The sequence below is a fragment of the Serratia ureilytica genome, assembly GCF_013375155.1.
GTDB lineage: Bacteria > Pseudomonadota > Gammaproteobacteria > Enterobacterales > Enterobacteriaceae > Serratia > Serratia ureilytica.
The window spans coordinates 226,588-239,607 of sequence record NZ_JABXOF010000004.1 but is presented as its reverse complement, the minus strand read 5'-3'; the positions used below and the strand labels follow the sequence as shown (position 1 = coordinate 239,607).

Sequence of the window (13,020 nt, the reverse complement as noted above, 5' to 3'; positions counted from 1 at the left end):
GCAATAAGAAGCCCGGCGGGTTTACGCCATTAAATTTCTGTTTGGATTAATTCGGCATGGTTAGCCGTTTGGGAAATAAACTCACCACTGCACGAAAATGATTCATCGCTGTAATAAGCGCCTTTTTCTCGTCAGTAGTCAGCTCACTTAATTCGAGCTCATGACGAGCCGCCGGTATTTTTGCCAGAAAGAAAATAGCGGCCAGCGCCCGACTATTTTCTTCAAATTGTGGATCGCGTTTATCGCGCATATCATCGACAAAACGCTCGACCTCTTTCCAGCTATCGCCCCAATACCTCGCGCGCAATTCAGCTACATGATTGAGACCGGCCAGACGTTCACCCGCTTTCAGCGGAACAGTCGCGGAAACAGCTTCGATAGCCATGATTCCCCCTGCTTTTGAGTGGAGATGCCAGCCAGTAAATCAGCCTGTGAGCGGCTCGGGTGCCAGCGCTTGCCGTCCTTACCTGCGATCCAGCCGTGACCGTAGTTCATGCCGTGACTTTGCTTTACTAGCAGCGACGCGAATGACGGTTCACTTTTCAGCATAAGCACCTCAAATCAGACCGAATGACGCGCCAATACCGCTCATGGTATCGACCACGCTTGTCATAGCGGGATTAGTCTGCAGACGCGCATGCAGCGCCAGTGCCGACAATGACAACATGCGAATGCCAGCATTAACGCTTTCAATCATGTTGTGCTTACGGGCAGAGGTCAGACGTTCATCAGATACCGCGCCGCTCGCCAGTTCGCCGAGCTCACGCATTGCGCGCATGACGTAGGCCTGCAATTTGTCTTTAGCCAGTTCATTAACCGGCACACATGGCAGGCAATGAATCTGAGCCAGAAAGCCATCAACGAGAGTTGAGTCTTCGGTCAGGTCAGTCAGTAGCCACAATTCAGGCGGCGTGAACTGGTGCGGCTGTTCCGGGTTGAGCTTGTTACGTAACGTTTGAACGTTCATACCCGCACGCTCGGCCAGCTTCGCCATGTTGTGACGCTGCGCAAAAGCCCGGCACGCTTCGTCATAGTGGGGATGTTTGGAAACCTGAAAATCAAACATGTTGCATCCTTACAATTCACATAAAGTGAATTAAGCGCCGATGACGAGTTGAAAACGGGAATGACCCAACGCTTTACGCAACTGCTCTTCTTTCCAGCGTGCGTAATAAATGCGAATCGGGCCACCTGCTTTCTTGCAGCCTTTACGGATGGTGCGGGGTTCGATTGGTACACAAGGGTTGTCGCCGGTTGTCCAGCGGTAAGCGGTACGTTCAGATACACCCTCAAGCTCTGCGAATTGCTGCAGAGTAACGATAGGTGCAGGCACTTTGATGATTGCGATTTCAGAAGCCATATTGCATGATTCCCTATTAGCCAAAGTTTGCAATTGATTTGACTCTGCTTGCCAACACGTGCCATCAATTGCGTGGGTTTAGCCAAAATATATCTCCCAATTGAGAGATAGTAAATAGGTTTTATCGAAATGAGAATAGATTCTTTAGGATGGAGCAACGTAGATGTACTTGACCGCATCTGCGAGGCGTATGGATTTTCACAGAAAATTCAATTAGCTAACCACTTCGATATCGCATCCAGTTCATTGTCAAATAGGTACACCCGAGGCGCTATCTCCTATGACTTTGCGGCTCACTGCGCCCTTGAAACAGGTGCTAATCTTCGGTGGTTACTTACCGGAGAAGGGGAAGCGTTTGTAAATAACAGAGAATCTAGCGACGCTAAAAGGATTGATGGATTCACATTAAGTGAAGAAATCCTCAAATCCGATAAGCAACTGAGCATTGATGCCCAATTTTTCACAAAACCACTCACAGATGGGATGGCTATCCGTTCCGAGGGGAAAATTTATTTTGTGGACAAGCAAGCGTCATTGTCTGACGGCCTATGGCTAGTCGACATTGAGGGAGCAATAAGCATTCGAGAGTTAACAAAACTACCGGGCAGAAAACTACATGTTGCAGGCGGGAAGGTTCCTTTCGAATGCGGCATTGATGATATTAAAGCGTTGGGGCGTGTGGTGGGTGTATACAGCGAGGTTAACTGATGACCGTCCGTAAAAATCCGGCTGGCGGTTGGATTTGTGAACTCTACCCAAAGGGCGCAAAAGGCAAACGTATCAGAAAGAAATTCGCTACTAAGGGCGAGGCTCTGGCGTTTGAGCAGTACACCGTTCAAAACCCGTGGCAGGAAGAAAAGGAAGACAGGCGCACGTTAAAAGAGCTGGTTGATTCATGGTATAGCGCTCATGGCATTACCCTGAAAGACGGCTTGAAACGCCAGTTAGCCATGCACCATGCTTTTGAGTGTATGGGCGAACCACTCGCACGCGATTTCGATGCGCAGATGTTTTCCCGCTACCGAGAAAAACGGTTAAAAGGTGAGTATGCTCGTTCAAACAGAGTGAAAGAGGTATCGCCTCGCACACTTAATCTTGAGCTGGCCTACTTCCGGGCGGTGTTCAATGAGCTAAACCGTCTCGGAGAATGGAAGGGTGAAAACCCACTGAAAAATATGCGCCCATTCCGCACAGAAGAAATGGAAATGGCCTGGCTAACTCACGACCAGATTGCGCAACTGCTCGGTGAGTGTAAACGGCATGATCACCCTGATTTAGAAACCGTGGTAAGAATCTGTCTCGCCACTGGCGCACGGTGGTCTGAGGCTGAGAGTCTGAGAAAAAGCCAACTCGCGAAATACAAAATCACATACACCAACACTAAAGGCAGAAAAAACCGCACCGTCCCAATCAGCAAAGAGCTCTATGAGTCTCTACCTGATGATAAAAAAGGCCGGTTGTTTAGTGATTGTTATGGCGCGTTCCGGTCTGCTCTGGAAAGAACAGGCATCGAACTACCGGCAGGACAACTTACCCATGTTTTGCGCCATACCTTCGCCAGCCACTTTATGATGAATGGTGGTAATATTTTGGTCTTGCAGCGCGTACTCGGTCATACCGACATAAAAATGACAATGCGATATGCGCACTTTGCCCCCGACCATCTCGAAGATGCAGTAAAACTAAATCCTTTAAGCTCTTTGAATCAGGGACTTTAGATGAAAGGTAAAAATTGCTCTTTATGTCATTCCTTAACGGAAATAAAAAGCCACCTGCATGAATTAGCTATTTTGACGGAATGCTTCTACGGAAATCATAGATCAAACTTCCTTGCAATGAATCAGTGGTTAACTCTATCTTCAACTCTTGATAATGTAGAAATAAATCCTTATTTGCATGATAGAAGTTCATTATCAATAATGTGCCGTCCGCATTACGAAGCATTAGAGTCTGATAGAAAATACTTTAGTGCCTATACCACAGAGTTAACTAGACTTTTCTTCGTTTGCAATGCTCTAGAAGAAGTCTATAGGTTTGTATCAACCTTCTTTACTAATGAGCTAAATACATCCTTCAAGAACCCTGTCAGAGATAACAGTATGAAATGTCTGATTTTATTTGATAAAATTGAGGAAAGGCATTTACCAAAACATTTCGAACATTACAATCAAAATTTATGCACTTTATTCGAACGATACACCTCGCTTTATAACAAAAAAGTGAATAATAAATTAAGTTACCCTAAAGAACACCGTTGCTATGCCCTCAATATTATTCGAAATATAAGAAATGACATTGCACATGGGGTAATCCCTATAAATCTTAACCCAGAGTATGGTTTTACAGGTGATAACTGGAAAACATTATATTTTTTGATTCAACGAGCAACAAGAACCATCCTTCTGTATATTCAGGCTTTTTTATCAAAGTACGGAAATGATTTTGATATGGAAGAATATTATGAAAGAGTTGGCTATATATATTGGCTTGAATCCAAGGATATCAGAAATGAGTGTACAGAGTCAGTAGAAGTATCAGAACCTGCTGATTTGTCAGCTTTGCTCTCTGAGCTGCATCTTAAATCTGGTTTCGGCTACTACCGATTCATCGACTCAAGTTACTAATCAAATGGCGATAAAATGGCGATAAAGATGGCGGAAGAAGGCAGTTACTGGCAAACAACGGCAATCTATGTCAATGATAAATAACGCAAACTATTGATTTTCGGTTGTTCCGGTAGGAACTCATAATCGCTTGGTCGTTGGTTCAAACCCAACAGGGGCCACCAAAAATCAAGGGCTTGCGATGATTCGCAAGCCCTTACTACTTTCCAGGATACCTATAGGATACCGCCACTTAGTATTTAGAGGTAATCCTGCATATCTTCAAATAATTTAGTTGCTAAACTATTTTCTCGACAATTTTATCAACCAAGCTATCAAACTGATCCCCAAGAACATCTATGTATTTCTTAATCGCTAGTATTCTCACCACTTCCTCCTCGCATTCCACTTCTTCTGAAATTGTTTTTGTATAGAGGTGATGATCTTCAACGCCTTTTCTTTGTATTAGCCAATCAAAATCAATTCCATATTCTTGCTTTAAAAATTCTTTAACAGCAGCATGTTGGTAAACCTCAACTTCCGGAGGACGATTGCCAGGAAAAGAAAATAAGTTCCCTCTATGATCCTCACCTACATCAGCATCCCTAACTGCAATAGCATTTAGTTCAGATTTACTCAAAATCTCTACTGCTTTTCTTACAGCAGTTTTATCACCAACATCAGTAATCTGAATGGATTTGAGGATGTCTCGCCTTTTAAGCCTTATTACTTGGCTAAGTAGTACCTTAGCAAAATGATCCTCAACACAAACATGCAGTCCTTTAAAATGACCGTCTGAGAGTATTGATCTTATGTGCGTTGTTGAAATGCCGTCTTTTATATCCACGCCAGTTTTATCACGAATCAATAATTTACGAGCCTCTGGAGGCAATGCATTTAAAATAACACTAGAATGAGTAGAAAGAATAATTTGATGTTTTCTCCGCTCACAAACATCCATAAGATATTTCGTAAATTCATATTGCGCACTTTCATGAAGAGACGTTTCTGGCTCTTCTAAAACAAATAAGCTCTGTTCCGGGGATGTTTCTAACATATCAACGGTATAAAGCACCCGGCCTTCGCCAAAGCCCATGTTATTTTCTGAATATGAATATCCAAGTCTTTCAACCATCCCTATTTCTGTCTCTCGTTTCCTATGCGATATTCCCTGAAATGCAACATCGTCATATGGATGGCCGATAATTTTAGCCATCCTTGATATTATCTCTTGGTCAACATTCCTTCTCACTGTCAAATCGAAATCCCTTCCCCCATAGACACTGAGATCACGACGCTCAACTTTTGGAATGTATACAGTAAAACCTATATAATAACAATGTCTCTCCGGCTGACGTTTATATCCAGACCAAGAAGATTTTATACGTGAAACGGTTACATCTTGAGTTCTATTATGGTCATTGGTTTCATATTTATAAATAACACTTGAATCCATTTTAAATGGACTCGGATCAGCTTTTGATACGGGGAAAAAGTCTTTTATATAAAGCCGTTTATAACCTTGTGCTGTTACCGGTTTTTTATATGCACAAATAGCTAATTGCCCAAGAGTACTTTTACCTGCGCCATTTAAACCAGAAATTGCCGTTACAGGAAAATCCAAGCTCAGAGTAATATCCTCTATACCTCGAAAACCTTTAATATCTATACTTCTCAGAGCCGAGCCAAAATTAGCATATTTATTTCTTTGAGAGTACTTACTTTTCAACTTACTTCTTATATCAGCCATACAAATCCCTATTCTGCTGTGTAATAGCCTAAATTTAAAACATTTTTAGACTATCAGATCCTTTTTAAGCTTTCTATGCTTGATTTTGTAGTATGTATACCCAAGTAACCTCAAGATGCAGGATGGTAGTACTCAAACAAGTTACCCCGACTGCGGCCCTAAGTTCAGGCTCCTGCAACTTGAAGCATCATGGGTATATCACATAGTGATGACCTGCTCCCCGTTGATTAATACACCGCGATGTTAGTAATGTCTTCATAAGCCACATGAGGACATCCCCATGAAGAAGCGTTTTTCCGATGGACAGGTCATCAGTATCCTCCGCGAAGCTGAAGCCGGGATTTCTGCCCGTGAGCTCTGCCGCAAGCACGCCATTTCCGATGCCACCTTTTATACTTGGCGTAAGAAGTATGGCGGTATGGAGGTGCCCGAGGTTAAGCGCCTGAAGTCGCTTGAAGAAGAGAATGCCAGACTCAAGAAGCTACTTGCCGAAGCCATGCTGGATAAGGAGGCACTTCAAGTGGCTCTGGGGCGAAAGTACTGACGACAGACCAGAAGCGGGAAGCTGTTGAGTTTATGAGTGATGCGACCGGTCTGTCTCAACGTCGTGCCTGCAGGCTTACAGGTTTGTCCCTGTCGACCTTCCGCTATGAGGCTCAGCGTCCGGCGGCCGATGCACATTTATCAGGGCGTATCACTGAGCTGGCACTGGAGCGCAGGCGTTTTGGTTACCGCCGCATCTGGCAATTACTGCGCCGTGAAGGCCTGCATGTTAATCACAAGCGCGTGTACCGCCTTTATCATCTGAGTGGGCTGGGCGTAAACGCAGGCGGCGTCGTAAAGGGCTGGCAACAGAACGCCTGCCGCTGCTCCGCCCGTCGGCGCCCAACCTGACCTGGTCGATGGATTTTGTCATGGACGCGCTCGCCACTGGTCGCAGGATCAAGTGCCTGACCTGTGTGGACGACTTCACGAAGGAGAGTCTGACAATTACCATCGCATTCGGGATTTCAGGCGTTCAGGTCACGCGTATCCTGGGCAGCATTGCACTGTTTCGAGGTTATCCGGCGACGATAAGAACTGACCAGGGGCCGGAGTTCACCTGCCGCGCACTGGATCAATGGGCTTTTGAGCATGGTGTTGAGTTACGCTTAACCCAGCCGGGCAAGCCAACGCAGAACGGATTCATAGAGAGCTTTAACGGACGATTCCGCGATGAATGCCTGAATGAGCACTGGTTCAGCGATATCGTTCACGCCATCAGAGTTTGCAGCTCGGTGGCGAAATGGAAAATGTGAAGGTAAACAAACCGACATTACTAACTGATGGTTGTATCTAATACTGGGGGCAGGTCACAATGACTATGGATTCAGCCAGGTCAGCAGTTTGTCGGCCAACAAATTTAACGAACTTCACAAGCAAGGATTTTAGCCAGTTCATTGATTTTATTACTTAACGATAGGAAGTCATCATCACTTGATCATTAGTTAAAATCCAACCGCTGGCTTTTGATTGATCTATCCGCTATCGCTCGCCTCTCACAAGGCTACACAAAGCAATAGTGACAAACACCAGCAACAGGAATATTGCCGCGCTCAGAATTCGTTGCCACCATTCGTCGAACCAGAACAGTGAGCCAAACGCAGCGACAGAAAATATCCCGCCCAAAATCGCTTCCACAAGGTGCGACAATCCTTTACCGAGCTTACTGCCCCAAGACTTTAGATAGCTCATGATTCACACCTTCACAGAACATTTTCGATTTGCTGGTATAGGCAACAAAGGGTTCAAGATACTCCTCCGCCAGAAAGTAGATCATGTCCAAATTTCGTGGCGTGAGCTTATGGTACGTTGAGGGATATTGTTCCCGCAAACGACGCGAAGAAACGGCGGCCTGTTCAATAATTCCTTGTAAAAGAATGATGTTTAGCCCAGCAATGGTGACACCTTTGAATACCCATTTGAAAAGTGTGCTGCCGATAACCTTTTTCAAAATATGGTGTGTGATTTGCTGAACCAGAATGAACTGCGTCCCCATACGTCCTGTAAGATAACCCTCTACATGGTTTAATTTTTGGCTTAGCACGGTTTGTGTTTGCAGATCCATCCGCTGATAGCAGTCACGGATAATCACCGCTATCAGCTCACGTAGCGGGGCTTCGATACCATAGCCGGCACGAACGACCTTGATGAACCGTTCCGTTTCGATTTCATTGCGGCGCTTAAGCTCTCGACCGCCGAGCCCTGCTCCCTGCCATGTCCTACGAGCACTATAGGCAATGCCCCTTGGTAAAGACTCTATTCCCTCAAGTATTCCTTGAGCTACGGCTTTCGCATCCATAACAATCCCTTATCAGCGCCCTGGCCGTACCCTATACTAACTTCGCTTAAAATATCAACACCCCTTTCATCCTAATGAAGGGCGCCCCTCGGCATAATGGCTTTTTTGTTTCCCGCCGCCGTGCCACACTTCCCTCTCGGCATTCCTGATTTATTCCGACTCATAAGGCCCCTGCATGATCGTCATCTGCGACCACGACAACCTCGACGCCTGGCTGGCGCTGCGCACCGCGCTGTGGCCCTCCAGCTCGCCTGAAGATCACCGCGCGGAAATGCGCGAGATATTGGCTTCGCCGCACCACACCGCGTTTATGGCGCGGGGGCTGGACGGCGCTTTCGTTGGCTTTGCCGAGGTCGCGCTGCGCTACGATTACGTCAACGGCTGCGAATCGTCGCCGGTGGCGTTTCTGGAAGGGATTTATACCGTCGAGCGCGCCCGCCGCCAGGGCTGGGCCGCGCGCTTGATCGCGCAGGTGCAGGAGTGGGCGAAGCAGCAGGGGTGCAGCGAGCTGGCGTCGGATACCGACATCGACAATCTGGACTCCCAGCGCCTGCATGCGGCGCTGGGCTTTGCCGAAACGGAGCGGGTGGTGTTTTACCGCAAAACGCTGGGCTGATCAGGCAATCTTGCTTTGCCGCTGATGCGCCAGCTGCTCGGCGCGCAGCAGGATCTCCTGCAGATCGTCCTCATCGATATCGAACAGATCCCCCTCCATCAGCGCCTCGTGCAGATCGGCGCGGGTGATGGAAACGGCATCGATCGGCAGATTGGCCGGCTTGGGCTCCGCCGGCGCCAGCGCGTGCGGGTAGCGCCGCCCGGCCAGGTTATTGAACAGAATGGCCAGCGCCGCCAGCAGCACCGAGTTCAGCAGCACCGGGTACAACACGAAGTGGTAGCCCATCTGATGAATGCCGGGGCCGCCGAGGATGGCGGTCAGCGCCACCGCGCCGCCGGGTGGGTGCAGGCAGCGCAGCTTGAACATCAGGCCGATGGCCACCGCCGCCGCAACGCCGCAGGCCAGGCCCGGATCGGGGATCAGCAGACCGGCGCTGACGCCCACCGTCGCCGCCAGCGCATTGCCGCCGACGATCGACCAGGGCTGCGCCAGCGGGCTGTTCGGCACGCCGAACAGCAGCACCGCCGAAGCGCCCATCGGCGCGATAAACCACAGGTTCACCTCGCCCAAAATAAAGTGGCTGATCCAGCCGGCGAGCATCAGCCCCAAACCGGCGCCAACGCTGGAAATCAGCATCTCTCGTTTGCCCACCGCCAGCGGGTGCGGCCACAGGCGCGCGCATCCCACTTTCACTCGTTCTATCCACTGCGTCTTCATGTTACCCAATACGGCTCAATTCACGTGTTGGCAACAAATATATCACGTCGCGCCAGCGCCGCCGTCCGCCGCGTCATAAAAGAACTTTTAGGCTAACAGATTGATTTTTAGCCTCCCCTCAACAATGATGAATGTTCCCCCCTTAACCCCGAGGAACCGCCGATGTCTCAACCGATCACCGAGCTTTACACCGACAGTGAATTTTTCAGCCCGTACGCCATGTCCGCCTTTGTCGTGCTGACGGAAAAAGGCATTCCGTTCACCGTGAAGCCGGTGGACCTGGCGAAAGAAGAGAACAAAGAGGCGGCCTACGCGGCGCTGTCGCTCACCCGCCGGGTGCCGACGCTGGCGATCGGCGAGTTCCAGCTCTCGGAGTCTTCGGCGATCGCCGAATACCTGGAAGACATCCACCCGGCCCACGCCGTATACCCGCGCGACGTGAAGCTGCGCGCCAAGGCGCGCGAGATCCAGGCCTGGCTGCGCAGCGATCTGCTGCCGATCCGCGCCGAGCGCTCGACCGAGGTGGTGTTCAACAACGGCAAGTTCCCGCCGCTGTCCGAAGCCGCGCAGGAGGCCGCGCGCAAGCTGATCGCCGCCGTAGAAAAACTGCTGAGCCACGGGCAGGACAATCTGTTCAGGGAGTGGTGCATCGCCGACACCGATCTGGCGCTGATGCTCAACCGGCTGGTGATACACGGCGATCCGGTGCCGGAGCGCGTGCGCCACTATGCGCACAAGCAGTGGCAGCGCCCGTCGGTGCAGGCCTGGCTGGCGTTGTCGGAAAAGCGGCGCGCGTGAGAAAAAAATCGGCGGCCACGACGCCGCCGTTCTCAATGCCGAGAAACAACATCACTGCTTGAGGGAAGGCAAATCACCATCCAGAGGGCAGATAGCCTAACAATGAAGCGATGGCGTACACCGCGCTGGCCAGGTACAGCAACACAATGCTGATCTGCAGCAGCGGATGCGTGATCCAGTTGCACTGCCAGCGTGGGGTTTGGTCGCCGTGTTTGCGCGCGCCGCGCAGGATCAGCATCGGCATGATCGACAGGATCACCCCGCTGAACACCCCGGCGAAATAGAGCGCGTTGACGAACGACACCAGCCCGCTGTAGGCCAGCGCGAACGGCGGCACCACCACCAGCAGCAGCACGCCGAAGCGGCGCAGCGGCAGCTCGTCGTTGCCCAGCCGGAACTTGTCGAAAATATTGGTCAGGAAGCTGCCGCCCAATCCCCAGTACGAGGTCAGCATCGCGCACAGCGCAAAGATGTTGGCGGAGAAGAACGCCCACTGCCCCAGCGCCTGGCCCCAGGAAATAGTGGCCACGTCGGAGATGTCATTCAGCCCGCTGAGCGCAATCACCGACATCGGCACCGCCGCCAGCAAAATGAACGTCACCACCATGCCGACAATGATCGCCTTCGGCAGTTGCTCCGGTTTGTCGGCAAAGCCGCGCGCCATTTCCGGCACGATGTACTGCGCCGAGAAGCAGAACACCACCACGTTGAACACCGGCACCATATAGCGCCAGTCGCCGTCCAACAGGTTGCGCATCTGGGTGGTGTCTTTCAGCAGCGTCGCCGCCACCAGGGCGGTCAACATCACCACCATGCCGATGCTGATGAACTTCTCGCCGCGGCCAATCGCTTTCAAACCGAGGTACAGCACGCCGGCGGCGGGCACGAAGAACAGCAGGCTGCCCAGTGCCGGCGAGATGCCGAACAGCGATTGCAGCAGCTTGCCGCTGCCGGTCATGTAGGCGGTGAGCGCCCCAACGCTGTTGACGCATACCGAAGCGAACATCAGCCAGGCGCCCAGGCCGCCGACGTAGCGCTTCGCCAGCCCGCTCAGCTGCAGATGCGCGCGGGTGCGCAACGTGGATTCGGCAACGTACAGCATGGTGATGGTGGTCAGGCTTCCCACCAGCACCAGCCAGAACAGCAGCGGCAGAAAGCCGGCCTTGCTGGAGGCGTAGGCGATGGAGAGCACCCCGGCGCCGATGTTGGTGCCGACGATCATCGCCACCCCTTCGAGGAAACTTAACGATTTGGCGGGTGCAGGTGCTCGCACCCCGGCGGCAAGCGCCGGAGAAACAGAGATATTATCAGACATGCATCATCCTTTATCGCCCGGCGACGCTGGCCGCCGGGATGGGTTAACGTCCTGACGCTCAACGGCTCACATCGATACACAGGTATTTCAGCTCCAGATATTCTTCTATCCCGTAGCGCGATCCTTCACGCCCGAGCCCTGACTGTTTCACGCCGCCGAACGGCGCCACTTCGTTGGAAATCAGCCCGGTGTTGATGCCGACCATGCCGTACTCCAGCGCTTCCGGCACGCGCCACTGGCGCGCGGCGTTCTGCGTGAACAGGTAGGCGGCCAGGCCGAATTCGGTGTCGTTGGCCATGGCGATGGCTTCCGCCTCGTCATGGAAGCGGAACAGCGGCGCCACCGGCCCGAAGGTCTCTTCTTTGGCGAAGCGCATCTTCTGCGTCACGCCGGTCACCACCGTCGGCTGGAAGAAGGTGCCGCCGAGCGCGTGCGGCTGGCCGCCGGTGGCGATCTGCGCCCCTTTGATCAGCGCGTCGTCGATATGGCTCTGCACCTTCGCTACCGCATCGCTGTCGATCAACGGCCCCTGGGTGGTGCCTTCGTGGCTGCCGTCTCCCACTTTCAACTGCTCGACCGCCGCCACCAGTTTCTCCGCCAGCCGCTCGTAGATGCCGTCCTGCACGTAGATACGGTTGGCGCACACGCAGGTCTGGCCGCTGTTGCGGAATTTGGAGGCCATGATGCCCGCCACCGCCGCGTCCAGATTGGCGTCGTCAAACACGATGACCGGCGCGTTACCGCCCAGCTCCAGCGACAGTTTCTTGATGCTCGGCGCGCACTGCGCCATCAGGATGCGGCCGACCTCGGTCGAGCCGGTAAAGCTCAGTTTGCGCACCACCGGGCTGTCGCACAGCACCTTGCCCACCTGCGCCGCTTCGCCGGTCACCACCTGCAACACGCCGGCGGGAATGCCGGCGTCCTGCGCCAGCTTCGCCAGCGCCAGCGCGGTCAGCGGCGTTTGCTCGGCCGGTTTGACGATGATGGCGCAGCCCGCCGCCAGCGCCGGCGCCACCTTGCGGGTGATCATCGCCGCCGGGAAATTCCATGGGGTGATGGCCGCGCACACGCCGATCGGCTGCTTCACCACCACCAGGCGCTGCGAAGCCTGCGGCGCCTGCAATACCGCGCCGTCCACCCGCTTGGCCTCTTCGGCGAACCAGGTGATGAACGACGCGGCGTAGGCTACTTCGCCGCGCGCTTCCGCCAGCGATTTGCCCTGCTCGGCGGTCATCAGCTGCGCCAGATCTTCCTGCGCGGCCAACACTTTGTCGGCCCAGGCCAACAGCAGCGCGGAACGCTGCTTGGCGGTCAGCTGTTTCCAGTCGTTTTGCGCCCGCTGCGCCGCCGCGATCGCCTGCTGGGTTTCCTCTTCGCTGACCAGCGGAATGCTGGCCAGTTCGACGCCGGTGGCCGGGTTGATCACTGCTTCACGTTTGCCGCTCAGGGCATCGCACCACTCGCCGTTGATCAGACACTGGCTGCGCAACAGCTCGGGATTATTCAATTTCATGCCGATC

At 52.2% G+C, this 13,020-nt stretch carries 14 protein-coding genes and 1 pseudogene; 6 read left to right on the top strand and 9 right to left on the bottom strand.

The genetic code is table 11. From position 1 onward, the window contains the following. Window positions 1–46: 46 nt before the first annotated feature. The 4 genes from HWW83_RS09955 to HWW83_RS09940 are packed head-to-tail and all read right to left on the bottom strand — an operon-like array spanning window position 47 to window position 1,360. Entirely contained in the window at window positions 47–385 is a 339-nt protein-coding gene (locus tag HWW83_RS09955; protein ID WP_176589253.1) for a DUF5347 domain-containing protein, read from the bottom strand. Then, entirely contained in the window at window positions 349–549 is a 201-nt protein-coding gene (locus HWW83_RS09950) for a phage filamentation protein Fil family protein (RefSeq protein WP_176589252.1), read from the bottom strand. Before HWW83_RS09950 ends, HWW83_RS09955 begins: the two co-directional genes overlap by 37 nt. Window positions 550–556: 7 nt before the next feature. After that, entirely contained in the window at window positions 557–1,066 is a 510-nt protein-coding gene (locus HWW83_RS09945; protein WP_072569687.1) for a phage regulatory CII family protein, read from the bottom strand. Window positions 1,067–1,096: 30 nt separating this feature from the next. Next, the gene (locus HWW83_RS09940; RefSeq protein ID WP_001630878.1) at window positions 1,097–1,360 is read right to left on the bottom strand and encodes a hypothetical protein; all 264 of its coding nucleotides are present in this window, start codon (window positions 1,358–1,360) and stop codon (window positions 1,097–1,099) included. A 129-nt stretch (window positions 1,361–1,489) separates the two neighbouring features. On the opposite strand from HWW83_RS09940, the gene HWW83_RS09935 reads away from it, so the two are divergent. The 3 genes from HWW83_RS09935 to HWW83_RS09925 are packed head-to-tail and all read left to right on the top strand — an operon-like array spanning window position 1,490 to window position 3,984. Beyond that, on the top strand, window positions 1,490–2,068 hold the full coding sequence (locus tag HWW83_RS09935) for a phage repressor protein CI (RefSeq protein ID WP_134051692.1): 579 nt from the start codon (window positions 1,490–1,492) through the stop codon (window positions 2,066–2,068). Further along, window positions 2,068–3,078 carry a phage integrase gene (locus HWW83_RS09930; RefSeq protein ID WP_176589251.1) on the top strand — a complete coding sequence of 337 codons (1,011 nt, stop codon included), beginning with the start codon at window positions 2,068–2,070 and terminating at the stop codon, window positions 3,076–3,078. The genes HWW83_RS09935 and HWW83_RS09930 overlap by 1 nt, the downstream gene beginning before the upstream one ends. Next, entirely contained in the window at window positions 3,079–3,984 is a 906-nt protein-coding gene (locus HWW83_RS09925; protein ID WP_176589250.1) for a hypothetical protein, read from the top strand. It begins immediately after the preceding gene. Window positions 3,985–4,261: 277 nt separating this feature from the next. Here the strand turns inward: HWW83_RS09925 and HWW83_RS09920 are convergent, their stop codons facing one another. Next, the gene (locus tag HWW83_RS09920) at window positions 4,262–5,713 is read right to left on the bottom strand and encodes an ATP-dependent nuclease (RefSeq protein ID WP_171454793.1); all 1,452 of its coding nucleotides are present in this window, start codon (window positions 5,711–5,713) and stop codon (window positions 4,262–4,264) included. A gap of 280 nt (window positions 5,714–5,993) precedes the next feature. Between HWW83_RS09920 and HWW83_RS09915 the strand changes: the two are divergent. Then, a pseudogene (locus HWW83_RS09915) lies at window positions 5,994–7,039 on the top strand (IS3 family transposase). Window positions 7,040–7,418: 379 nt separating this feature from the next. On the opposite strand, the gene HWW83_RS09910 reads toward HWW83_RS09915, so the two are convergent. Further along, window positions 7,419–8,054, bottom strand: coding sequence for an Ssp6 family T6SS pore-forming effector (locus HWW83_RS09910; protein ID WP_060660224.1), 636 nt, complete (start codon window positions 8,052–8,054; stop codon window positions 7,419–7,421). A 175-nt stretch (window positions 8,055–8,229) separates the two neighbouring features. Here HWW83_RS09910 and aac(6') point away from each other — a divergent pair, with 175 nt between their 5' ends. Further along, window positions 8,230–8,670 (top strand): aminoglycoside 6'-N-acetyltransferase, encoded by a 441-nt coding sequence (gene aac(6') / locus HWW83_RS09905; protein ID WP_176589249.1) that lies wholly within the window; start codon window positions 8,230–8,232, stop codon window positions 8,668–8,670. Here aac(6') and HWW83_RS09900 read toward each other — a convergent pair whose 3' ends face one another. Then, window positions 8,671–9,387: an HPP family protein gene (locus tag HWW83_RS09900; protein ID WP_176589248.1), complete on the bottom strand. Its 717-nt coding sequence runs from the start codon at window positions 9,385–9,387 to the stop codon at window positions 8,671–8,673. Window positions 9,388–9,549: 162 nt separating this feature from the next. Here HWW83_RS09900 and yfcF point away from each other — a divergent pair, with 162 nt between their 5' ends. Further along, complete coding sequence (gene yfcF / locus HWW83_RS09895) at window positions 9,550–10,185, top strand: glutathione transferase (protein ID WP_096242609.1); 636 nt, start codon at window positions 9,550–9,552, stop codon at window positions 10,183–10,185. Window positions 10,186–10,258: 73 nt separating this feature from the next. Here yfcF and HWW83_RS09890 read toward each other — a convergent pair whose 3' ends face one another. Beyond that, window positions 10,259–11,500, bottom strand: coding sequence for an aromatic amino acid transport family protein (locus HWW83_RS09890; RefSeq protein WP_103101387.1), 1,242 nt, complete (start codon window positions 11,498–11,500; stop codon window positions 10,259–10,261). Window positions 11,501–11,558: 58 nt separating this feature from the next. Further along, a complete protein-coding gene (locus tag HWW83_RS09885) occupies window positions 11,559–13,013 on the bottom strand; it encodes an NAD-dependent succinate-semialdehyde dehydrogenase (protein WP_089195204.1) in 1,455 nt (484 codons plus the stop codon). Window positions 13,014–13,020: the final 7 nt, after the last annotated feature.

Coding starts and splice junctions, on each gene's coding strand:
- HWW83_RS09955 (WP_176589253.1), bottom strand. CDS start 385: ATGGCTATCGAAGCTGTTTCCGCGACTGTTCCGCTGAAAGCGGGTGAA.
- HWW83_RS09950 (WP_176589252.1), bottom strand. CDS start 549: ATGCTGAAAAGTGAACCGTCATTCGCGTCGCTGCTAGTAAAGCAAAGT.
- HWW83_RS09945 (WP_072569687.1), bottom strand. CDS start 1,066: ATGTTTGATTTTCAGGTTTCCAAACATCCCCACTATGACGAAGCGTGC.
- HWW83_RS09940 (WP_001630878.1), bottom strand. CDS start 1,360: ATGGCTTCTGAAATCGCAATCATCAAAGTGCCTGCACCTATCGTTACT.
- HWW83_RS09935 (WP_134051692.1), top strand. CDS start 1,490: ATGAGAATAGATTCTTTAGGATGGAGCAACGTAGATGTACTTGACCGC.
- HWW83_RS09930 (WP_176589251.1), top strand. CDS start 2,068: ATGACCGTCCGTAAAAATCCGGCTGGCGGTTGGATTTGTGAACTCTAC.
- HWW83_RS09925 (WP_176589250.1), top strand. CDS start 3,079: ATGAAAGGTAAAAATTGCTCTTTATGTCATTCCTTAACGGAAATAAAA.
- HWW83_RS09920 (WP_171454793.1), bottom strand. CDS start 5,713: ATGGCTGATATAAGAAGTAAGTTGAAAAGTAAGTACTCTCAAAGAAAT.
- HWW83_RS09910 (WP_060660224.1), bottom strand. CDS start 8,054: ATGGATGCGAAAGCCGTAGCTCAAGGAATACTTGAGGGAATAGAGTCT.
- HWW83_RS09900 (WP_176589248.1), bottom strand. CDS start 9,387: ATGAAGACGCAGTGGATAGAACGAGTGAAAGTGGGATGCGCGCGCCTG.
- yfcF (WP_096242609.1), top strand. CDS start 9,550: ATGTCTCAACCGATCACCGAGCTTTACACCGACAGTGAATTTTTCAGC.
- HWW83_RS09890 (WP_103101387.1), bottom strand. CDS start 11,500: ATGTCTGATAATATCTCTGTTTCTCCGGCGCTTGCCGCCGGGGTGCGA.
- HWW83_RS09885 (WP_089195204.1), bottom strand. CDS start 13,013: ATGAAATTGAATAATCCCGAGCTGTTGCGCAGCCAGTGTCTGATCAAC.